Raw genomic sequence first — 20487 nt, 5'->3', positions numbered from 1 at the left:
TTGAGGGGAATATGGAACAAACATGGCGTTGGTATGGACCGGATGATCCGGTCTCTTTGGATGATATTCGCCAGGCTGGAGCAACCGGGGTAGTGACCGCCCTGCACCATATCGCCAATGGCGAGATCTGGCCGCTTGATGAGATTAAAGCCCGCAAGGCATTGATTGAAGCCAAGGGGATGGTGTGGTCTGTGGTCGAAAGTGTCCCGGTACACGAGGAGATCAAGACCCGCAGTGGTGACTGGGCTAAATGGATCGCCAATTACCAGCAGAGCATCCGCAATCTTGCCGAGTGTGGGATAGATACGGTTTGCTATAACTTTATGCCGGTGCTGGATTGGACCCGTACCGACCTTGGATATCAGCTCCCGGACGGCTCAAGAGCTCTTCGCTTCGATCAGGTTGCCTTCGCCGCTTTTGAGCTATATATCCTTAAACGGCCTGGGGCTGAGCAGGATTATAGTTCACAGGAGCAGGACCAGGCCCGCAGCTACTATGAGCAGATGAGCGATAGGGATATTTCGATCCTGACGGCGAATATTATTGCCGGTTTGCCGGGCGCAGAAGAGGGGTATACCTTGAGTAAGTTTCAGGGCCAGCTGGATCGCTATCAGGGGATCGATAAAGCCAGACTACGTGAGAATATGCGTGCCTTTTTGACGAAGATCATCCCTGTTTGTGAGGAGGTTGGGGTCAGGATGGCGGTGCACCCTGATGATCCACCCCGTCCGATTCTTGGCTTACCCAGAATCGTTTCAACCGCAGATGATATCGCCTGGTTACTGGAAGAGATCGATAGTCCGGCGAACGGTATCACCATGTGTACCGGATCTTACGGGGTAAGAGCGGACAATGAGCTTCCCGAGATGATCCACCGTTTCGGTGATCGTATCTATTTTGCCCATCTTCGCTCCACTCAGCGTGAGCAAACCCCGGGGAGCTTTCATGAGGCCTCGCACCTGACCGGAGATGTCGATATGTATCAGGTGGTGATGGAGCTACTCAGGCAGGAGCAGCTGCGTCAGCAGAAGGGAGACGTGCGGTTGATCCCGATGCGCCCGGATCATGGCCACCAGATGCTTGATGATCTGCATAAGAAGACCAACCCCGGATACTCTGCGATAGGGCGTCTCAAGGGACTGGCCGAGGTGCGGGGTATAGAGCTGGCGCTCAAGCGAGCTTTTTTTAGTCCTCAATAAACAGCCTATCTGTTTAAGGCCAGTGATCCTGGCCTTTCAATTCCGTTGTTAATTCCTGATATCTGGCACTTTCTCGAAGTAAAAATAATATGAGCCAATCATATAGAAACAAATAAAATTATATTTTATTTCCTTATGAGCTCTTTGAGCTATATAGAAGCAATCCACTAGTACTTTTTATAATTAGTGGTTGATTAATAGTCTCGTTTGATTACAATGTGACCGTGAGCTTAAGTTCACAAGATTAATTTCACTTGGATTAGTTAGTTATTCTGGAGGCGTAAAATGAGAAATACTATTTCTGTATCTTATGACGTTTACGTATCCATAAGTTTTGATATGCATAAGCCTGTTCGACACGATTATGCAATTCGAAACCTGGGGATGAAAACCTCTGACTAATTAATCCGTATCCTTTAAGGCTGCGGAATATAGCGGCCTTAAGAGAAATTTCAAAATCATCTCATCTCATATTATTTGGCCGCTTATTTCCCAAGTATCTATATAAACGGAGAAATATGATGCGCCATTCAATCTACCTTCAACTCGCTGCTTTTTTTGTTCGAGCCGACTTACGGCGAGCACAACGAGTATCCAGGGCCCGGCAGGGTAGGGTAGCTCAATTACCCTTAGGTAATCGATATCTGCTTAGGGATATTGGTCTTGAAGCGGAATACTTTCCAAATGGAGTTGATGAGCTTCTGGTGGCCGACCGCTGGATTCGTCAGCTTAGATATATTTTGCATTTGCGAATAAAAACATAATCGAAAGGGGCAGGCTGTTGAGGCCTGGCCCATCTGAACGATCACAGCTTAATGAATAACAGGGGTTGCTTCCTGGCTGAATGCACTCAAATCAGAATTATTCCTCTCCTTCATAGACCATATAACTAATCAGGGTAACCAGGCTGACAACAACGGCAGCTATCAGAACAAAGGGCCAGTCGCTATAAAAAAAACCTTCTATTGTACTGAGTCGAACCGGGCTCCTGAGGGGGGAGAGGAAGCTATGGCTAACCCCGATTAGCAGAGTCAAGATGATAACGGCCCGGCAGTAGCCCCGGATCTTTCTATTGGCGCACCAGCTGAAAATATCAATATCCATATCGTCACAACCATTGAGCCCCTAGGCCTCCATACTGAGCTGCCCCGGGGAAAAATTATCCAGTGTTCATGGTAAGAGAGATAAACAGATAAAGCTTTGCTAAATGGTGGTTTCTATCGAAACTCGGAGGTGTTGTTGTGAAACTGTGAGCGAGCTGACACTCGGGGGCGGGGATTACTCCCCGGGAAGCAGGCTTACAGATCCTGACGCCTGACCAATAGGTTTGGATCCGGGCAGTTAGCCAGATAAAAATCAGCTTCTTTCGGAGCGACGACTCCGGGATAGTCGCCCTGGTAATCCTCAAGATCCCGAATAATCTGCAGGTGAAGGTGAGGGGCCCAGCCGCCGTTTTCGTGACGATCCCCAATCGCTGCGAATCTTTCGCCTGCACGGATCTGTTTTCCCCGAGAGATATTTTCAAGGCTGCAGGAGGAGAGGTGACCATACAGGGTATAGAAACAGAGATCTGGCAACTTGTGTTTTAGGATGATTACCGGCCCATAGTCGCCATCTTGCTGGTGCCTGGCAAAGCCGTGCACCTCTGCATCCAGTGGGCTCATCACCGCAGTGCCGGCAGGGACTCCCAGATCAAGGCCGATATGCAATGTCCTGTCACTGCTGTCAGAAAACTGGGGCTTGTCCTGATAGATCAGGCGCTGTTCATTGTAGCGGCCGATGCACAGCTGTGTCTGCTGCTGTTGCATCTGCTGTGCGACATAGGTTTCGAACTGTGCAGGATCTGCTAGCTGCTGCCACATCGGGCTCTGGGGTGAGAGATCAAGGATCAGTGCCGGGCCAAACTGCAGCTCGGCGGGTATGATCGGGGCACAGCTAAGTGAAGAGAGTTGTTGGATAAAGCTGGCACTAGGGTTCATCTGGACTCCCGGGTTAACAGGTTGGCCGCAAATAGCCCGAGGGCGGCTAATAGAAGCGGCAGTAACAGATATATATTAGCCAAGATAGCCGTCAGATAGCCACTCAAGGTCCATGCCAGGCCGATCGCCGCACTGGCTAGCGCCATGGCCCACCCCTGATCCTGTTGCGAGGCTGAATCCGAAAGTCGGGTGATATACAGAGGAAATAGGATCGCTGCCGATATTGCGGTGGGCAGCATGGCCAAGGCGTGCAGCCAGGGAGTTGGGCTCACAGCTAACAGCAGCATGCCCACTCCACAGACCCAGAGTGCGGCCCTCAGACATGAGATTAGCGACCAGCGAGTCATCAGGTATTGAGGGAGCAACAGCAGGGATAGGATCATGATGATGCCGATTGCTGTCATCAGGCCCTGATAGAAGCTGCCACTGACTGCAAGATGCCATTTTTCAGGGAGGATGAAGGCGATACTCTGAAAATAGAGGCTCCAGCAGAATTGGCAGATAAACACCAGGCCAAGGCTTGGTAGCAATGCTGATTTACTCCGTGCCAGGGGGCGAGTCAGAGACCAGATACTCTCAGACTGTGAGCTGGCCACCGGTGCAGATGAAATACTCCACAGCAGGCTCAGATTAACAAGGGCCAATAGCAGGCAGGCATAGAAGGGAGCCGTGGCGCCATAGATCTCGGTGAGCTTACTGCCTATGGCAGGACCGATCGACATGGCCGCTGTCATCACCACTGCGACCAGGCTCATCAGGGTGGCCTTGTGTTTACCATCACTGCCCTCTGCCAGGACGGCCTGGGCCATAGGTTGGCTTGCAGAGCCCAGGCTGTTGAGCATATTGCCGATAAACAGCAGGATGATCGAGCCTGCCGCGATAGCAAAAACCGGCAGGGCAAAGCCGATCGCGGCAATGACCAGGCAGATCGCCATCAGAGGCTTACGACCGAACCTGTCGGAAAAGCGAGCCATCAGCGGGGCAAAGAACATAGAGATAAAAGGGGCCAGCGACATGACGATACCGAACAACTCGCGACGCTGCTCCAGAGGCATCTGGGTGTGGATCAATGCCTGGGAGTGTCCCATGAAGAGCTCTACATAAGCTGGGATCGTGACAAAGAAACCGGCGGATCCCAGAAAGACAATGGAGTAGAGAGTAAAGAGTTTAAGGTAGTACCCCGAACGGCCGAGGGGTAGGGTCTGGCTAACGGACATAGATAGTGGCTCCCAAATGAGGGCGCCATTGTAATGAGTTTGTAGGAGATATGGTAGAGGGAGTGGTGCTTTATTGCTCTGTTGTCTCGGCTTTTGCTTCATGTGGCCTTACAACTCAGGTGGTTTTTATGCGCTCAGGGTTATCTCCCTGGGATTTAGGCTGGGATGACGTAGGTTCGACTGAGGCTATTGCGATATTTGTCGCTGCTGGGTATGGTTCAGGTCTGCTTTATGCTCAATCTGCAATCAAGGACACACTATGCAGCCTCAAACTATTACCTTTGAATCCAAAGGGCAACGCATCGCCGGACACCTGTATCAGCCCCAAAACCGGGAGCAGCCGCTGGCAGCGATTATCTTGTGTCACGGTTTTTGTGGCGTGAAGGAGCTCCTTCTACCCGCTTATGCCGAGAAATTTTCCCAGGCGGGTTACCTGGTTCTGACCTTTGATTATCGGGGGTTTGGTGAGAGTGAGGGGGAGTCCGGACGCCTGGTCCCCGAGATGCAGGTCCAGGATATCCATGCCGCAACGGACTGGCTACTGGCTCAGCCCGGAGTCGATCCACAGCGGGTCGTGCTATGGGGAAGCTCTTTTGGCGGAGCAAATGCGATCGTGGCGGCTGCAGAGGATTCGCGGATCAAATGCGTGCTGGCTCAGCTTACATTCGCCGATGGAGAGCGGGTGATCACAGGTCAGATGGGCGAGGAGGAAAAACAAAAATTCCTGGCCACCCTGGAGAAGATGCGAGCCAAAAAATTAAAGACCGGCAAAGAGATGATGGTTCCTATCGCCAAGGTGTTGGGTGATGAGCAATCCCTGGAGTTTTTTGAGAGCCACAAGGATGATTTCCCGGCTCTGACCATCAAGATCCCGTTTTTGACCGTATGGGAGACCTTGAATCACAAGCCGGAGCTGAGTCTTCAGAAAATGCAGCAGCCCCTGCTGATCGTGGCTGCAGAGCTTGATGGGGTGAATCCCCTGAGTGAATCCGAGGCTTTGTTTGCCAAGGCGAATGAACCCAAGATGCTCTATATCGAACCCGGAGCCCGCCACTATGATCTCTACCGGGGAGAGGCGCTGGACAGGGTCGTGGCTAAGCAGCTGGAGTGGCTGGAGCTTCATCTGTAATCTGCAACTAAGAGTAGGGGCATAGCTTGAGTAAGGTGGAGCTTCAGCCAGATAAGATGCTTCTCAGGGGGCGGTTGCTCACCGAGTACCGCACCCTGTGCCAGATGGTGACTCTCTATTGTCGGGATCATCATAAGCCCTGGAGCGGGGAGCCCTGCTGCCGCTGCCAGGCCCTGCTTTACTACGCTCAGCAGCGGCTGGATCGTTGCCCCTATGGCCAGCAAAAACCGACCTGTGGTAAGTGCCCGATTCATTGCTACAGGAAGGGGATGCGTGAAGAGGTCCGGCAAGTCATGGGCTACGCGGGCCCGCGGATGCTGCTCAGGCATCCTCTGGCTGCGCTTCGTCACCTCTGGATTAAGATGCGTCCCGACCCCCAAAAGCCTCCCCAGGCGGCTTCGAATCGCCATCAACGCAAGCGAAAGGGTTAGCGACTGGAGGATGGGCGGTAGTTTTCCTGAGTAAACAGTAGCTTACCAAGCAGCCCCTTGACCGACAGGTAGCTCAAGAGGGCAAATCCTAACACATACCAGGCCGGAGCCATGCTCCATCCATTGTCGATCAGGGTTGCTGCCAATAGCGGAGCCGTACCGCCGAAGATGGCGGCTGCCAGGCTATATACCAGGCTACTGCCACTGCAGCGGATCTCAACCGGGAGCGCCTCAAACATATAACGGAAAATGGTTGCCGAGATCGCGGCGTTAGCCAGGATATACAGAGCAAGCCCCGTCAGGATCAGTGGATAGGAGTGAGTCTTGGCTCCATAAAACTGGATGAGCGCCATCAGGGCGATCACCGGGATTGATCTGCGTAACACCCTGGCGTAGCCCAACCGGTCCGCAAGCAGTGCAAACAGTGGGATCAACACAGTCACCAGTCCCTGAACCAGCATCATATGCCCGGTGGCAAAGCTGATGGAGTAGCCCAGTCCGGCAATCATGTAACTGACAAAATAGACGTTACAGGTATAGATATAGATGCTGAGAAACGCGGCAATGATGGCGATTCGTAGTAGCCCTTCCCGGTGGTGATAAGCAAGCTTGCGAAAAGAGGGGGGCTGCACGGCCCTGGCTTGCTGACGATAGTGGATATAATCAGGCGTTTCTTCGAGAGATTTTCGCATCAGCATGATAATGAGTGAAGCAACTCCGACCAGAATAAATGCAAATCGCCAGCTGTGAGGGTAACTGGAAAGGCTTAGCAGGTAGGCGATGAGTCCACCGCTGAACATCCCCGCCGAGGAGGCGGTACCAACCCAGCTGCCAGCCAGGGTTTTATACCGCGCCGCGTGCTCAATCAGAAAGATGGAGGAGTTATTAAACTCACCGGAGACGGCGATACTTTGAATCAGCCGGCACACCAGTAACAGGATTGGAGAGGCTATTCCTATGGTGGCATAGCCCGGGAGCAAGCCTATTCCGATGGTTGCGAGCCCGACCAGCAGCGAGCTATAGATCAGGGGCTTTCGGCGCCCCTTACGATCCGCCATCAGGCCAAAGAGTAAACCACCCACCGGCCGGCTAAGATAGGCGATGGCAAAGATCCCGTAGGTGAGGAGCAAAGAGTATTGGCCGAGATCCTCGGGGAAGATAAAGTGGCTGATGGTCGTACCAAGATACATATACAGGGCATACTCAACCCACTCAATATAGACGATACCCGAGGTAACAAGTGTTAATTTAGTTTTTTGCATTGAATGACCTACATACCCAATAGAGGCACTGAACTCTTTATTTTCAGGGGCTGTATTGTGGCAGCTTTTGATAACCCGATGCAATCCATCGGGGGAGGAGGTTTCATTTGGTGGCCTTAGGGGGAAACTCTGCGATTGAAGTTAAAATAATCCGTTCGATTGCCAGATATTATTTTGGTCTTATCCCTATAAATAGAATTAACTTCAATCTTTTAGCGAGGCGCTTGCTGAGCGGCTGGTTCAGCTTTCGCTGTAGCTTCAAAGGAAGCGATTATTTTACGATAAGTTGCAATCATCTTCTGTTTTCTAAAGCAGACCGTGAACTGTTGGCGTAGTATATTCTCTGCAGATATCTACCATGCAGGATGACTCGGTCATTCGCTGTTGCGTGCAAGTTATATCTAATGCTCGAATAACCTTATTAACTTAAGTGAAATAAACTGTTTCATCGGGACAGGAAGTCTGTGAGTTATTCGATTTTCGGATCTGTCTATACATCCGAACACAGGATATTAATTTAACAGCGGAGGTTGATTGTATGTCATTTTTTAAGGTGCTCGGGGTGAGTTTTATTGCGGCACTCTTTGTGGTGATCGTTATCTTTGTGATGTTCCATAATGGAGTGAATATTGATAAGTTGACTCATGATATTCGCGATAAGATGGGCGTGATGATGCCTATCGGTTCTTATGTGACATTTAACGAGGTCAATAATAGTCACGAGGCCAGGAGTCATAAGCTGTGTGAGCGTTGGCATGTGCTGGTGCCCGATAATATTTATCATCTGTGGCCCTGCGAGACAAAGGGTACCAGGGAGAACACTGAAAAATAATGGATTCACTCAGCCACAAAGGGGAGCTCCCTTCATGGCTGAGTCTTATTTATTTCTTCTCAAGCATGGCTTCAACTTTCGCCAGTAGTTTTTCGAGCTTTTCTGAATCTTTTTCAATATTCTTTGGCTTTTTCACACCGATAATATCATTGGGAGAAAGAGCGCCCCGTTCGACCAGTTCATGTTGAGCCAGTTTTACCTGTTCCATATCCCCGCTGCCATAGGCGTTAGTCAGTAGCTTGATGATGTCACTGATAGACATTTTTGAAAGATCTGGATTATTTTCAGAGGTTGCCATGTGTTCCCTGCCCTGTTGTAGTCCTTAACTCTGTTGTTGATTAAACACCCAAACCCCGGCTATTGCAATCGCTTCTCCAACCCATGCCGGATGTAGAAAACGGCCTTCCCTCTCTGTGAGCCGTTAGCTGTTTGCTTCAGCCATCTTTACCTTTTCCTGCAGAGCATAGTTGTGGCTGGATATGACTCCCTATCACCCGGGCCAGCTGCTGATACCTCTGCTTCAATGCCGAGCCCGGACGGTAGGCGAGAACGATCTCGCGAAAAGGCTGAGGATCCTCTAGCCTTAGATACTCTATCCCGGGCTGGGGATGCTGTGAAATCGCCAGCTCAGGAAGCAGAGTCATCCCTCCCCCGGCGGCAACCATGTTGCGCAGAGTCTCCAGGCTGGTGGCCTGAAAGCTACTATCTTCACCTGCACCGGCTGAAAAGCAAAATCCCAGAGCCTGATCGCGAAGACAGTGTCCATCAGAGAGCATCAATAGAGACTCTCCCGCCAATTCACTCAGGTTTTTAGGGGGATATTTTGCCAGAGGGTGTTGGCTGGGAAGGGCAAGCAGCATAGGTTCCCGGTATAGGGACAGCTCGGAAAAGTGCTGTGTCTCTTTAACTGATGCCAGGATCAGGCAGTCCAGCTCAGCGCTTGCCAGCTGCTCTACCAGCTGGTGAGTTTGAGCCTCATAGAGAAATAGTTCCAGCTGTGGAAAGCGCTCTCGCAGCAGGATCACGATCCTGGGTAACAGGTAGGGGCCGACGGTCGGGATCAGCCCCACTCGGAGTGGGCCTGACATCTCATCGTGCTGGGCGCTGGCCATTTCACTGAATTTTTTTGCCTCCAGCAAGACCTGCTGTGCCTGTTGGACCAGCTGCATCCCCATCTCGGTAAATAGCACTTTGCGGCTCGAACGTTCCACCAGGGATACCCCCAGCTCCTGCTCCAACTTACGTAGTTGACCACTCAGGGTGGGCTGACTGACGTGACAGGCTTCGGCTGCGTGTCGAAAATGCTTGTGTTTTGCCAGGGCCACCAGATACTCAAGATCCCTGAAATTCATCGGAAGCACCTTTGTTAATAGGTAATAACTATCAGAACAATAGCATTAAACGATTTTTCAAATCAAAATTTGGGATCAATAATGGTTCCATCAACAACGCAGATGTAGCATAAGCAGCGCAATCAAGAACCAAGAGTAAGGAGAAGATTATGTTTGATAATAAAGAAGGCCAGGCCGTTCCTCAGGTGATATTTCATACCCGCCAGGGAGATGCCTGGGTCGATGTGACCACAGATGAGCTGTTTGCCAATAAGACGGTCGTTCTGTTCAGTCTGCCTGGTGCATTTACTCCAACCTGCTCCTCAAGCCACCTGCCTCGTTACAACGAGCTGGCATCGGTATTTGCCGAGTATGGTGTCGATGACATCCTCTGTGTGTCAGTAAACGATACCTTTGTGATGAATGCCTGGAAAGAGGATCAGGAGGCAGAGAATATCCGCTTTATCCCGGATGGTAATGGTGAGTTTACTAAGGGGATGGGGATGCTGGTAGACAAAGAAGATCTGGGCTTTGGTCCCCGCAGTTGGCGCTACAGCATGCTGGTGAAAAATGGAATCGTCGAGAAGATGTTTATTGAGCCTCAGGAGCCGGGCGACCCGTTCAAGGTTTCAGATGCAGATACCATGCTAAACCACATCGCTCCTGAGCATAAGATGCAGGAGTCTATCGCACTCTTTACTAAGCCCGGATGCCCTTTCTGTGCCAAGGCCAAAGAGATGCTCAAGTCCAAAGGGCTGGCGTTTGAAGAGGTCGTGCTGGGTAAGGATGCAACCACCACCAGCCTCAGAGCGATTAGTGGCAGGACCACCGTGCCCCAGGTGTTTGTTGGTGGCAAGCATATTGGTGGCAGTGAAGAGCTCGAAACTTATCTGGGATAACTGATAAAGGCGGGATAAAACCCGCCACTGCAATCGATTGGGGGATCTATGAAAAAACGAAGCGTTGATGTTGCCGTGATTGGTGGGGGTACCGCAGGGTTGGCCGCTTATCGGGCTGCGAAATCCCATACGGATAGCGTCGTCATGATTGAGGGCGGTCCCTATGGAACCACCTGCGCCCGGGTTGGCTGTATGCCATCTAAGCTGTTGATAGCAGCCGCAGAGTCAGCCCATGAACTCTCAAAGGCTCCTCAATTCGGGATCCATCCTCAGGGTGAGATCCGGGTGGATGGTGCCGAGGTGATGCAGCGGGTTAAGAGTGAGCGAGACCGTTTTGTCGGCTTTGTTGTGGATGGGGTCAACAATATTCCCGCCGAGGATAAACTCACTGGCTATGCACGTTTTCTGGATTCTCATCGATTGCAGGTTGATCAGCATACCTTGGTTGAAGCCCGCCGAGTGGTAATCGCGACTGGATCCAGGCCAAGCTGGCCCGAGAGTTGGAATCAGCTCGGTGATCGCCTGGTGGTGAATGATCAGTTGTTTGACTGGGATAATTTGCCGGAGTCGGTTGCAGTATTTGGCCCGGGAGTGATTGGCCTTGAATTGGGCCAGGCGCTCAATCGCCTGGGAGTCAAGGTCACCATGTTTGGCATGGGGGGTCAGGTTGGTCCACTGACCGATCCTAAGGTGATGGCGAGTGCCGATGAGCTGTTTAACCAGGAGTTCTATCTGGATGCCAACGCCAGGGTTGAGTGGGTTCAGCGTGAAGGTGACCAGGTTTATATCAAGTACCAGGATAAACAGGGAGAGCCCAGAGAGCTGTGGGTCGACTATCTGCTGGCAGCGACCGGCCGCAGACCCAATGTGGACAAACTGGGGCTTGAGAATATCAAGATTGAGCTTGATGAGCGGGGAGTGCCGTTCGCGGATCCCAAGACGATGCAAACCAGTGTTCCCCATATCTTTGTGGCCGGAGATGCCAGTAATCAGTTACCACTGCTGCATGAGGCGGCCGATCAGGGACGGATTGCCGGAGATAATGCCGGCCGCACGACCAGGATTATGCCGGGGTTGCGCCGCTCTAAGATCTCCGTGGTCTTTTCAGATCCACAGATCGCCATGGTCGGCGAAACCTATCGGGAGCTGACGGAGCGGTTGGGAAGCTGTGGCTGTTTTGCTACCGGGGCTGTTTCTTTCAATGATCAGGGGCGCTCACGGGTGATGTTGCGTAATAAGGGGATACTGCACCTTTACGCTGAGCAGGGAACCGGACGCTTCCTGGGAGCCGAGATGATAGGACCGAGTGCAGAGCACCTGGCTCACCTGTTAGCCTGGGCTCACCAGCAGCAGATGACGGTTTCCCAGATGTTACAAATGCCATTCTATCACCCGGTGATCGAGGAGGGGGTTCGCACCGCTCTGAGGGATCTGGACTCTCAGCTCGAGTTGGGGGATGGCGTGCTGGAGGCTTGCCTGCAGTCGACCCCGGGTTGTTAACCCGGGATGAAACTCCTACGGGGCTAACCCCCTTGGCTATCCTTAAGATGAGATAGCCAGGGAATATCATAATGAACGTCAAGGCACTGCTGCGCTTAGTACTGATTATCGGGATTATATTGGCAGTGACCTGGTTGCTGACAATGTCCTGAGTCGGTGCACCGGGTAAAAAAAAGCGCGTCTCAGGACGAGTCGCGCAAAATGTGCCATGGAGGTAAATGATAATCATTCTCATCTTATGGCTTGTTTCAGCCGATTGCAAGCATAATTTTTAGCCATCATCAGGGGAATATTGTTGAAGCTCCGGGAGCAGCTCTCATTGGGGGATGGATAACGGAGTTAGCAGGGGAGCGATGCTCCCCGATGGTCAGTGGATTAGCTTGCTGGCAGGGTTGCGATATATTGAGAAAAGCCATCCAGCAGCATCTGAACCGCCATCATGATCAGTAACATTCCCATCAAGCGCTCGACGGCGGTCAGGCCCTTCTCACCAAGCAGGCGATTGAACAACTCCTGGAACATCAAAATGGCGGAGCAAGCCAGCCAGGCCAAAAGCAGCGCCAGTGCCAGAGGGCCGAGGTGACCCGGATGTTGATGGGCTAACAATAGCAGCGTTGCTAACAGCGAGGGGCCAGCCAGCAGTGGGATAGCGATCGGTACCAGAAAAGGCTCTTCACCTGCCACTGCACCGGTTACTCCTCCTGGGGTCGGAAAGATCATCTTAAGGGCGATCAGGAACAGGATCAGGCCACCTGAGATATTGACCGCGACCTGCCCAAGGTGCAGAAAATCAAGAATACTTTGCCCGGCAAACAGGAAAATCATCATGATCACCAGAGCAAACAGGGACTCCCGGATCATGACCTGACGGCGGCGCTTGGGATCGACATGACGCAATATCGACATGAATACCGGAAGATTTCCCAGAGGATCCATGATCAGAAACAGCATCACCGCAGCGGATGTGATCTCCACAGTTGGTTTACCTCATCAATCTAGAGTAAAAGAGCTTGGCTAAGCTCTTTTCAGGTTTAAAGCAGGTGGTGAGCTGACTCACCACTTAACAATTAATGGTCGTGATTACAGATCTGCTCGGGATCGATAGACAGGCCAGCGGGGCTGGATTGAAGCTTTTTACGTTCAATTAAAAAATCGATCAGTTGAGTAGCTGTCAGATCCTGTAATTTACAGGTGTGGAAACGGGTGTCCTCTCCGAACTCCTGTTCGACCAGTGCGATCAGCTCCTCACGAGGATAGCTTCTGTGTGATTCCCGAATCATCGCAATGACATCATGGCCGTGAATAGATTGACTCATCTGTTTCCCCTTGTTTTATCTGTTCTGGTTAGGCTGACCAGATCGGTTAATCGGCAGCTTCACCGGGTTCATGCTTACAACGCCAGCAAACTTCGAAGTGTGGGCGGTTAAATTCCCCACAGCAGGAGCAATACCAACCGATGCCCTGACGCTGCTGGTAACTTTCGATGACCATGGTGGCCTTTTTCTTGTCCTGTTCGCGGATCAGCAGCAGTATCTCAATGAACTCTTCCGGTGACAGGGTTCCCTCTTCGGGATTAGCCCCTTTTTCTATCCGTACCTGGATCTGCTCAAGTTCAAGCGCCTCTTTGAGTGCATTGGCCTCCAAGATATGAACGGCCCGATAAAATGGCATCCACTCATTGCCCGCTTTCGACATCCTAATAACCTCCATTTAACCCCTGCAACCTTTCAGTAGCAGGTCGCACCCAGCGAGGATAGCGTTTTAGCGGGGGGAATACAACAGCTACCCGGGATCCTCCGCATTTTTGTTTCCTGCCAGGAAATGAACATTTGTTCATTTTGCTAATGATCAGCAAATGGCTCAGGAGTAGAATGCAGTTTCATTCTCTATACTCAGTAGAAGTCATCACTGTCTCTCTTTTTTTGAGTATTGTTTTTTTCTGTTTCTGGATGCCGACTCACGGGAAGAGCCACCTTGGTGCATTCAGCTTCCGATCTATCCGGAGTTTTTATGAAATCGAAGAACAGGATCGCACTGATTGCGGCTATCGTGGTGCTGCTGGTGGTTGCAGCAACGACTTATTGGTTTAGCTATGGCCGCTATATGCAATCGACAGACAATGCCTATCTGCACGGTAACATCACTACCATCAGTGCTCAGGTATCGGGTACCGTGATGCGCTCGGATGTCACGGATAACCAGAAGGTCAAGGCGGGTCAGCTACTGGCTCAGATCGATCCGCGCCAGTATCGGGAGCAGCTCAATGAGGCAACCGCCAACCTGGCTCTGACCCAGGCTCAGCTAAGCAATCTCAAAGCGACCAAGACGCTGCAGATGGCCTTGATCCATCAGGCGGAGGCCGAGGTGAAATCGGCCCTGGCGAAGCGCGATCAGAGCTACAAGGAGCTGGTACGCCAGCAGAGCCTGAGTAAGAAGCACTATGTCTCGCAAAATACCCTGGATCAGGCTCAATCCGATCTCAAGGTGACCAATGCAGGTCTGCAGCAGGCCCAGGCTTCACTTCATGCTGCCAAAGATAAACTGCAGGTGCTGGATACTCAGCTGGCTGAAGCCACTGCCAATATCGATAAGAGCGAGGCTGCCGTTTCTCAGGCCAAGCTTAATCTCTCTTTTACCGAGATCCATGCACCGGTTGATGGGATTATCGGCCAGCGTAGTCTGCGTAAGGGGATGCTGGCCGAGGTGGGGCAACCACTACTAAGCCTGGTACCGACCAATAAGATCTGGCTGGTGGCAAACTTCAAAGAGACGCAAGTTGGTCAGATGCGGGTGGGTCAAAAGGTCAAAATTAAAATAGATGCCCTGTCTGGTGTCACCCTGCACGGGCATATCGATAGCCTCTCACCGGCAACCGGCTCTCAGTTTGCTTTGCTACCCGCAGAGAATGCGACCGGAAATTTCACCAAGATAGTGCAGCGGGTTCCGGTCAAGATCCTGATCGATGATGCCGCGGGGATTCGTTCTGAGTTACGACCCGGCCTCTCGGCTGAAGTGACCGTCGATACCCGGGGTTAAAAATGGTTTCACAGAACGAAATGAGCCCGGAGGAGCTTAGGCGTAACTGGCTGGCTGTGATGGGGGCGATCATCGGTGCCTTTGTCGCCATCCTGGATATTCAGATCACCAACGCCTCCCTCAAAGAGATCCAGGGGGCCCTCTCTGCGACCCTGGATGAGGGATCCTGGATCAGCACAGCTTACCTGGTTGCCGAGATGGTGGTGATCCCGCTGAGTGGTTGGCTGTGTAAGGCTCTGGGAACCCGCAGGGTGCTGCAAACCCTGAGCGTCTGTTTTGCTCTCTCCTCGATTCTCTGCTCCATGGCCTGGGATCTTAATTCTATGATCCTGTTTCGCGGTATCCAGGGACTTGCTGGAGGGGGACTGATCCCGATCGCCTTCTCTATGATAGTGACCCGGCTGCCAGATAATCAAAGGGCTTTGGGGATGGCCCTGTTTGGGATCACCGCGACTTTTGCGCCCTCCATTGGCCCGACCCTCGGAGGCTGGCTGACCGATAACTTCTCCTGGCACTACATCTTCTATATCAATATTCCACCCGTGCTGTTGATGATGCTGATGGTTGGCTTTGGCCTGGAGCATGAGTCGATCAAAAAAGACTTACTCAGGGGCGCCGATTATTTCGGGATCCTGACCATGGCGGTTGGCCTGGGATGTCTGGAGGTAGTCCTGGAGGAGGGAAATCGTCACGACTGGTTTGGCTCACAGATGATAGTGATCCTCTCTATCATTTCAGCGGTTGGCATCATATTGTTTGTGATCAACGAGCTAAGGCACCCCAACCCCTGGTAAACCTGAGGTTATTTCGAGAGCGTAACTTTACCCTCAATTGCATCGCCTTCTTCCTGCTGGGTGCTGCACTGTTTGGGGCGATCTTTGTGTTCCCCATGTATATGACCCAGATCTACAACTACAACGCACTTGAGATCGGCATGGTGTTGATGTGGATGGGCTTTCCGCAGCTCTTTGTACAGCCTTTTCTACCCAAGTTAACCAAGATCTTTGATCCCAGGCACCTGGTTTGTTTTGGCTTTTTTGTGTTGGGGGGAAGCTTCTTGATGGATGTGCACATGGACCCCAATTTTGGCGGTCACCAGTTGATCCCCTCCCTGATCGTTCGGGCACTGGCGATGCCTTTTATCATGGTGCCTCTCTCCCTGGTGGTTACCTATGGTATGCCAAAAAAAGAGATCCCGGATGTCTCAACCCTGACCAATGTCCTGAGAAGTCTCGGTGGGGCGGTGGGAATCGCGGCAATTACCACCGCATTGCAAAATCGCACCCGTGAGCACTACCACGATATCACCGCCTCCCTGCCTGCGGTGAGTGAGCACGCTTGGCACTATTTGCGAGATACCGCGACCCTTTTGATGGAGCGAGGTTCACCTGCTTTCACCGCCAAACAGCAGGCGACCGCTGTGCTGTATAACAGCATGCAGACAAACGCTGCCATCATGGCCTATAACGATGTGTTGTTTATTATGGGCAGCCTGATGTTTGTGGCAGGACTGAGTATTTTGCTGATTAAAAAAACCAGTGCAGATGCCTGATGGGGTTGGAGGAGGGGGCCTCCTCCAGGCCTAAGGCCTGATTTTCCAGGTTCGCTATATAACCAATAGCGAACTTTTCATTGTGCTGCGCACGGCTGTTTACAGCTTCGCTGCAAGTGCCGGCCGGCGGCAGGCAAAGGGGCAAACGCCTTTCCCCTTTGCAATCCCCTCGCGCCCCAGATCTCACTTAACCCTCGGCTCTCCTGATGATTAAGGCTCCGCTTAGACGCAACATCCTTGTTACGGCTAAGCTCTCATCACATCCATGTGATTCGACCTGAATCCTCTACTGTTCGCCTCCGTGCTCGCTCACGGGGAGTTAAGCCCCGTCTATTTGTGCCGAATGGTTCAGATAGGAGCAGAGGGTCTGCTTATTCACAATTCAACAGTTACCCCAGTGATCTACTATTTGGAACAGTTATTTAGCAACGGGGCTCAACCGAGTTGAGATGCTTTTTATTTGGTACCAAACTATTACAAGAGCACTTCACCGGATAGCTTTAGATTATAGGTCATGTTTTTAATTTTTATCTCAACATTTAATTGTATTGTTAAAATATGATAATTAATGAAAGTATATCTGCAAGGTGAATGGATAACGTGTTATGTTTGGCTGAGACAAAAATTTAGCCTTTCAAATTTTGTTATTATTATAAAAATGAAATCAAAATGATGGATGTCAACGAGCTTCTGGCAATTGGCTCGGCTCTTACCACTGTAGCAAGATTGCATATTAAATACTCAGTTAATATGGTTTCAGAACGCCAACTTCTTCGAAGTAAGCGAAATACATATATGTATCATGAAAAGTTTCAGCATCTTGATGAATTAAGAAAAAGCACCGTTCAAAGGCCGCAAAAGATAGCGATGGCCTTAGAGCATAGCGTTGGGTGTTGTGGTGAACTTTGCATGATATGCTACGAAATTGCAGACTCCTATAGTTTTGAGTTGACAGAGAATCTCTATATAACAAATCTTTATACTTACCATGGCGATCCTGAATCTATATTCAATCATTCATTTCTGCTTTTACATCAAAGTGGAACTTTAAATCAACGAGTCGTCAATTCTAGTCTTAGAGATGTACCTGTATCGAGCTCAATGCATACCTTAAGCCGTTCATATCAAGGTCTAGATAATGCAGTCATTGTTGATCCTTGGATCTATGCTGCAACGCCTTTGTCAGAGTTAACAGCTCATATTTTGAGAGCAGAAGAGCTTGGAGTTGAAGAGTGCTATACTGCAGGAGTTTGTTTTAACGGGGAGAAAGAGTATAAACATACTAACCTAAATAAGGATAGTTTTAATTCCAGAGCAATAATCCCAATGGATATCATGGAAGGTTTTGAGAAAGAGTATCAGCTTCATCTTAATAGCCTTAGTAGATATAAACTAAAAACAAAAAACAGGAGTATCCATATTCCTAGAAATAGTGGTTCCTTTGTCAAGAAATGGCCTCATGATGATTTAAAATATGATCATCTTTTAGAAAGCCAAAGGCTGATTCCTGCTTCTGAAAGTAGAGGTTCATTTGCCAAGCCAAGAGGTTACGAATCCATTCGGGAAAGTCTATTCATTGAGATTGATGATTATCAACGGAAAAAATTAAATGAGCAAACTAGAAAAATTCATGAAATGCAGTTATTTATAAATGATATGATAAATAGCGCTTCCTCTTGTATGAAGCGATTTGAGAGTAGTAAAAAAGTATCAGCATTAATTGAACTACGTTCTTGTCTGGCTGAAAACATTAGGAGAAAACCTGGTGAGAGGCATAAAATAATCAGTGATGATGGATTGAAACTTGTTTTCGAAGCAGCAACTAAGATAGCCCTGTGTGTTCGAGGTAAAAAATTCAAACAAGATATTCCACTTAATAAACTTCAACAAACAAAGACTGCCCTAAGCTTAATTAGAAATGACCACCGCCGCTATGCTTTTGAATCAATCGATGGATTAAGTCTTGATGATTTTAGGCAAATACGGAATAGTAATGAAGGAAAGAGTGAAAAGTATCATCGATTAATCAGGCATATCTATGGTGGGGATTTCAGTATTGATCTGTTGCAAGAGCCAGATCATAAGGCATACTGGTATTCACAAGCAAAAGTGATTTATGATGGGCTCAAACGCAAGCCTAGATATACGTTTGCGCAACAGTAATTTTACTCCTGAGCTTGAGATCTCATGGCTTGTTTAATAGTGATATAAATCTTTAAGATCATCGAAGTATTAGGTTAGCCGGATCGTAGGAGAGCCTGCCCCGACATAGCTATAGCACACATTACGCCCATCGCCTATGGTGATCATTACAAATAGCTGCTCGGAAAGTGAGTTGGAGTTGTCATGGCTCAGTTGCTGCGGCTCGTTCATTAGTGAGGTACCCCTCAACCGGTTCCGGTGAGGGGTTTGTATAGATTAGGCGGTCTTTAGAACAAAAACTGCTGCGATCACCATCACTATCCCGGCCCAGCCAATCGGCTTGAGGCGTTGCTTAAAAAAGAACTGCCCGCCCATTGCGGTTCCCAGAATACCTATGGCTCCCCAGCTGGCATAAGCGATGGCAAGATCCATCCCCTTGACGGCCTGAGCCAGCAGGGTAAAAGCGGCCAGAACCAGAATGATGGCGAATGCACCCCAGCCTTTATTCTTAAATCCCCGGGACTTGTGCAGGGCCAGGTTGGCAATAATATCCAGTACAGCAGCGAGAACAACGTAACCAAAGTAGATATCAAAAAATTGCATAAAGCCTCCATCCTGAACTTATAATTAGCTGCTGCCTTCGTGGCTCTCACCAGCGTTAACCATGACTATACCTATGACTGCCATGCCCAGCCCGATGATCGCCTGGGTATTCAGGTGCTCCTTAAAGACCACAACCGACATCAGGGTGATGAGTGCGATGCCTAACCCCTCCCAGATGGCGTAGGCCACACCGATGGAGATTTTTTTTACTGCGAGTGACAGAAAAAAGTAGGAGATACCGATCATCGACCACATAAGCAGGTACCCTTCGTTTGCTGTCCCGCCTGAGGCACTGGTTAGCTTCATGAAGGAGGTTCCTGCAACCTCGGTAATTATGGCCAGAATCAAGAAAATCCATGGGATCAACATAGCTCACCTCTTCCTCTTGTCATTGCCTGTTACCTTTCATCATAGGGGGATCCGATGTATAACTCTAAGTCACTCAGCGTCAACTATATTGATGCTGAGGTTTTTTTTTGACCAGGAGGGATGATGAGGCTCAATCAGTTGGAAGACTTTGTAGTGACCTGTCGCCAGGGTTCTATCGCCAAGGCGGCCATACAGCTGGGACGAAGCCGCAGTGCTGTGAGTATGAGTATCAGTGCATTGGAAGACAGGCTGGGAGTTATCCTGTTTGAGAGAACCGGAAATCGAACCCATTTGACCCAGATGGCCCAGGATATATTGGATGATTGTGAGCGGATCCTGGAGCTTGCCAACCATATCGATCTCAAGTGTTCCCACCATTTGCAGGGGGTTGAGTCGTCACTGCGAATCGTCCGTGATGATGCGCTTCCCGAGTATTTTTGGCGTAACACTATTATTGAGATGAAACGTCTCTATCCCGAGTTGAACCTGGTGTTTGCCCTGGCAGCTTCCGCAGAACTCCAGGAGTATGTGACCACAGGTGCCGTTGATCTGGCATTTGGGATCCGGACTGCAAATGAGCCGGTTGCCAATCTGGAGATCTCTGTTCTCAGTCAGATCCGCTCTTTGATGGTTACCTCCCGGGAGCATCCTCTGACCCGGCTGACTCAGGTTCGCCAGGATGATCTCGATCGCTATCCCCACATCAGCGAAGCCTTCTTTGATGAAGAGGGGCTACGTTCCCTATCCGTTCCCAGTGCCCGGCAGATAGGGATCAGTAGTTTTGAGCTGATGCGGGATATGGTGCTGGAGGGGATGGGCTGGGCACACCTGCCAGCCCCATTGGTCAATCCTTTGCTGCGTAAGGAGGAGCTCAGGGTGCTCAGGCACAGGCGCAGTATCGAATGGAGTGATTACATCATTATGCAGTCGCCAACCCATAAACAGGGAGAGATCTCTGAGTGGCTACTCTCCAGAGTAAAGGGATATCTTCAGGATTTACTCTGAT

Annotated in this window: 21 protein-coding genes and 1 pseudogene; 10 read left to right on the top strand and 12 right to left on the bottom strand. The window is 50.3% G+C overall.

The genetic code is table 11. From position 1 onward, the window contains the following. Positions 1 to 11: 11 nt before the first annotated feature. Positions 12 to 1199, top strand: a complete 1188-nt coding sequence (gene uxuA, locus DB847_RS22840) for a mannonate dehydratase (protein ID WP_108652730.1) — start codon at positions 12 to 14, stop codon at positions 1197 to 1199. Between the two features lie 861 nt (positions 1200 to 2060). Here uxuA and DB847_RS22830 read toward each other — a convergent pair. From DB847_RS22830 to DB847_RS22820, 3 genes are all read right to left on the bottom strand, one after another. Further along, the gene (locus DB847_RS22830; RefSeq protein ID WP_108652728.1) at positions 2061 to 2303 is read right to left on the bottom strand and encodes a hypothetical protein; all 243 of its coding nucleotides are present in this window, start codon (positions 2301 to 2303) and stop codon (positions 2061 to 2063) included. Positions 2304 to 2497: 194 nt separating this feature from the next. Further along, positions 2498 to 3178 (bottom strand): peptidoglycan DD-metalloendopeptidase family protein, encoded by a 681-nt coding sequence (locus DB847_RS22825; RefSeq protein ID WP_108652727.1) that lies wholly within the window; start codon positions 3176 to 3178, stop codon positions 2498 to 2500. Then, the gene (locus tag DB847_RS22820) at positions 3175 to 4395 is read right to left on the bottom strand and encodes an MFS transporter (RefSeq protein WP_108652726.1); all 1221 of its coding nucleotides are present in this window, start codon (positions 4393 to 4395) and stop codon (positions 3175 to 3177) included. The genes DB847_RS22825 and DB847_RS22820 overlap by 4 nt, the downstream gene beginning before the upstream one ends. 259 nt (positions 4396 to 4654) lie before the next feature. Here DB847_RS22820 and uilS point away from each other — a divergent pair, with 259 nt between their 5' ends. Further along, positions 4655 to 5524: a UilS family quorum-quenching N-acyl-homoserine lactonase gene (gene uilS / locus DB847_RS22815; protein WP_108652725.1), complete on the top strand. Its 870-nt coding sequence runs from the start codon at positions 4655 to 4657 to the stop codon at positions 5522 to 5524. A gap of 35 nt (positions 5525 to 5559) precedes the next feature. Next, positions 5560 to 5955: a nitrous oxide-stimulated promoter family protein gene (locus DB847_RS22810; protein ID WP_234418654.1), complete on the top strand. Its 396-nt coding sequence runs from the start codon at positions 5560 to 5562 to the stop codon at positions 5953 to 5955. Here the strand turns inward: DB847_RS22810 and DB847_RS22805 are convergent. After that, positions 5952 to 7217, bottom strand: a complete 1266-nt coding sequence (locus DB847_RS22805; RefSeq protein WP_108652724.1) for an MFS transporter — start codon at positions 7215 to 7217, stop codon at positions 5952 to 5954. The genes DB847_RS22810 and DB847_RS22805 overlap by 4 nt on opposite strands. A 538-nt stretch (positions 7218 to 7755) precedes the next feature. On the opposite strand from DB847_RS22805, the gene DB847_RS22800 reads away from it, so the two are divergent. After that, a complete protein-coding gene (locus tag DB847_RS22800) occupies positions 7756 to 8049 on the top strand; it encodes a hypothetical protein (protein WP_108652723.1) in 294 nt (97 codons plus the stop codon). A gap of 49 nt (positions 8050 to 8098) precedes the next feature. On the opposite strand, the gene DB847_RS22795 is transcribed toward DB847_RS22800, so the two are convergent. Then, positions 8099 to 8347, bottom strand: coding sequence for a hypothetical protein (locus DB847_RS22795; protein ID WP_108652722.1), 249 nt, complete (start codon positions 8345 to 8347; stop codon positions 8099 to 8101). A gap of 136 nt (positions 8348 to 8483) precedes the next feature. After that, entirely contained in the window at positions 8484 to 9401 is a 918-nt protein-coding gene (oxyR, locus tag DB847_RS22790; RefSeq protein ID WP_108652721.1) for a DNA-binding transcriptional regulator OxyR, read from the bottom strand. A 149-nt stretch (positions 9402 to 9550) separates the two neighbouring features. Between oxyR and DB847_RS26795 the strand changes: the two genes are divergently transcribed. Both DB847_RS26795 and DB847_RS22780 read left to right on the top strand, forming a co-directional pair. Next, a complete protein-coding gene (locus DB847_RS26795) occupies positions 9551 to 10279 on the top strand; it encodes a glutathione peroxidase (protein ID WP_108652720.1) in 729 nt (242 codons plus the stop codon). A gap of 48 nt (positions 10280 to 10327) precedes the next feature. After that, positions 10328 to 11779 carry a dihydrolipoyl dehydrogenase gene (locus tag DB847_RS22780; protein ID WP_108652719.1) on the top strand — a complete coding sequence of 484 codons (1452 nt, stop codon included), beginning with the start codon at positions 10328 to 10330 and terminating at the stop codon, positions 11777 to 11779. 375 nt (positions 11780 to 12154) lie between these two features. On the opposite strand, the gene DB847_RS22775 is transcribed toward DB847_RS22780, so the two are convergent. From DB847_RS22775 to DB847_RS22765, 3 genes are all read right to left on the bottom strand, one after another. Further along, positions 12155 to 12730, bottom strand: a complete 576-nt coding sequence (locus DB847_RS22775) for a YhgN family NAAT transporter (protein ID WP_234418652.1) — start codon at positions 12728 to 12730, stop codon at positions 12155 to 12157. A 116-nt stretch (positions 12731 to 12846) separates the two neighbouring features. Next, positions 12847 to 13095, bottom strand: a complete 249-nt coding sequence (locus tag DB847_RS22770) for a YecH family metal-binding protein (protein ID WP_108652717.1) — start codon at positions 13093 to 13095, stop codon at positions 12847 to 12849. 46 nt (positions 13096 to 13141) lie between these two features. Next, positions 13142 to 13474, bottom strand: coding sequence for a bL32 family ribosomal protein (locus DB847_RS22765; protein WP_108652716.1), 333 nt, complete (start codon positions 13472 to 13474; stop codon positions 13142 to 13144). Between the two features lie 315 nt (positions 13475 to 13789). On the opposite strand from DB847_RS22765, the gene DB847_RS22760 reads away from it, so the two are divergent. The 3 genes and pseudogenes from DB847_RS22760 to DB847_RS22750 all read left to right on the top strand — a co-directional run bounded on the left by DB847_RS22760 (position 13790) and on the right by DB847_RS22750 (position 18530). After that, positions 13790 to 14815 (top strand): HlyD family secretion protein, encoded by a 1026-nt coding sequence (locus DB847_RS22760; RefSeq protein ID WP_108652715.1) that lies wholly within the window; start codon positions 13790 to 13792, stop codon positions 14813 to 14815. 59 nt (positions 14816 to 14874) lie between these two features. Then, positions 14875 to 16367 (top strand): annotated as a pseudogene (locus DB847_RS22755) (DHA2 family efflux MFS transporter permease subunit). A gap of 669 nt (positions 16368 to 17036) precedes the next feature. Next, positions 17037 to 18530 (top strand): hypothetical protein, encoded by a 1494-nt coding sequence (locus tag DB847_RS22750; RefSeq protein ID WP_108652714.1) that lies wholly within the window; start codon positions 17037 to 17039, stop codon positions 18528 to 18530. 69 nt (positions 18531 to 18599) lie between these two features. On the opposite strand, the gene DB847_RS24615 is transcribed toward DB847_RS22750, so the two are convergent. From DB847_RS24615 to DB847_RS22740, 3 genes are read right to left on the bottom strand one after another with little or no spacing between them, the layout of a single operon-like run. Then, positions 18600 to 18740 carry a hypothetical protein gene (locus DB847_RS24615; protein WP_159084809.1) on the bottom strand — a complete coding sequence of 47 codons (141 nt, stop codon included), beginning with the start codon at positions 18738 to 18740 and terminating at the stop codon, positions 18600 to 18602. A gap of 45 nt (positions 18741 to 18785) precedes the next feature. Beyond that, positions 18786 to 19112, bottom strand: coding sequence for an SMR family transporter (locus DB847_RS22745; RefSeq protein ID WP_108652713.1), 327 nt, complete (start codon positions 19110 to 19112; stop codon positions 18786 to 18788). Positions 19113 to 19136: 24 nt separating this feature from the next. Next, entirely contained in the window at positions 19137 to 19418 is a 282-nt protein-coding gene (locus DB847_RS22740; RefSeq protein ID WP_325049116.1) for an SMR family transporter, read from the bottom strand. 186 nt (positions 19419 to 19604) lie between these two features. On the opposite strand from DB847_RS22740, the gene DB847_RS22735 reads away from it, so the two are divergent. After that, positions 19605 to 20486, top strand: coding sequence for a LysR family transcriptional regulator (locus DB847_RS22735; protein WP_159084808.1), 882 nt, complete (start codon positions 19605 to 19607; stop codon positions 20484 to 20486). Position 20487: the final 1 nt, after the last annotated feature.

Source organism: Dongshaea marina (genome assembly GCF_003072645.1).
Taxonomy (GTDB): Bacteria; Pseudomonadota; Gammaproteobacteria; order Enterobacterales; family Aeromonadaceae; genus Dongshaea; species Dongshaea marina.
This window is presented reverse-complemented; position numbering and strand designations above follow the sequence as displayed.

Coding starts and splice junctions, on each gene's coding strand:
- DB847_RS22750 (WP_108652714.1), top strand. CDS start 17,037: ATGATGGATGTCAACGAGCTTCTGGCAATTGGCTCGGCTCTTACCACT.
- DB847_RS22800 (WP_108652723.1), top strand. CDS start 7,756: ATGTCATTTTTTAAGGTGCTCGGGGTGAGTTTTATTGCGGCACTCTTT.
- DB847_RS22825 (WP_108652727.1), bottom strand. CDS start 3,178: ATGAACCCTAGTGCCAGCTTTATCCAACAACTCTCTTCACTTAGCTGT.
- DB847_RS22735 (WP_159084808.1), top strand. CDS start 19,605: ATGAGGCTCAATCAGTTGGAAGACTTTGTAGTGACCTGTCGCCAGGGT.
- DB847_RS22795 (WP_108652722.1), bottom strand. CDS start 8,347: ATGGCAACCTCTGAAAATAATCCAGATCTTTCAAAAATGTCTATCAGT.
- uilS (WP_108652725.1), top strand. CDS start 4,655: ATGCAGCCTCAAACTATTACCTTTGAATCCAAAGGGCAACGCATCGCC.
- uxuA (WP_108652730.1), top strand. CDS start 12: ATGGAACAAACATGGCGTTGGTATGGACCGGATGATCCGGTCTCTTTG.
- oxyR (WP_108652721.1), bottom strand. CDS start 9,401: ATGAATTTCAGGGATCTTGAGTATCTGGTGGCCCTGGCAAAACACAAG.
- DB847_RS26795 (WP_108652720.1), top strand. CDS start 9,551: ATGTTTGATAATAAAGAAGGCCAGGCCGTTCCTCAGGTGATATTTCAT.
- DB847_RS22765 (WP_108652716.1), bottom strand. CDS start 13,474: ATGTCGAAAGCGGGCAATGAGTGGATGCCATTTTATCGGGCCGTTCAT.
- DB847_RS22770 (WP_108652717.1), bottom strand. CDS start 13,095: ATGAGTCAATCTATTCACGGCCATGATGTCATTGCGATGATTCGGGAA.
- DB847_RS22760 (WP_108652715.1), top strand. CDS start 13,790: ATGAAATCGAAGAACAGGATCGCACTGATTGCGGCTATCGTGGTGCTG.
- DB847_RS22775 (WP_234418652.1), bottom strand. CDS start 12,730: ATGCTGTTTCTGATCATGGATCCTCTGGGAAATCTTCCGGTATTCATG.
- DB847_RS22820 (WP_108652726.1), bottom strand. CDS start 4,395: ATGTCCGTTAGCCAGACCCTACCCCTCGGCCGTTCGGGGTACTACCTT.
- DB847_RS22745 (WP_108652713.1), bottom strand. CDS start 19,112: ATGCAATTTTTTGATATCTACTTTGGTTACGTTGTTCTCGCTGCTGTA.
- DB847_RS22830 (WP_108652728.1), bottom strand. CDS start 2,303: ATGGATATTGATATTTTCAGCTGGTGCGCCAATAGAAAGATCCGGGGC.
- DB847_RS22740 (WP_325049116.1), bottom strand. CDS start 19,418: ATGAAGCTAACCAGTGCCTCAGGCGGGACAGCAAACGAAGGGTACCTG.
- DB847_RS24615 (WP_159084809.1), bottom strand. CDS start 18,740: ATGAACGAGCCGCAGCAACTGAGCCATGACAACTCCAACTCACTTTCC.
- DB847_RS22805 (WP_108652724.1), bottom strand. CDS start 7,217: ATGCAAAAAACTAAATTAACACTTGTTACCTCGGGTATCGTCTATATT.
- DB847_RS22780 (WP_108652719.1), top strand. CDS start 10,328: ATGAAAAAACGAAGCGTTGATGTTGCCGTGATTGGTGGGGGTACCGCA.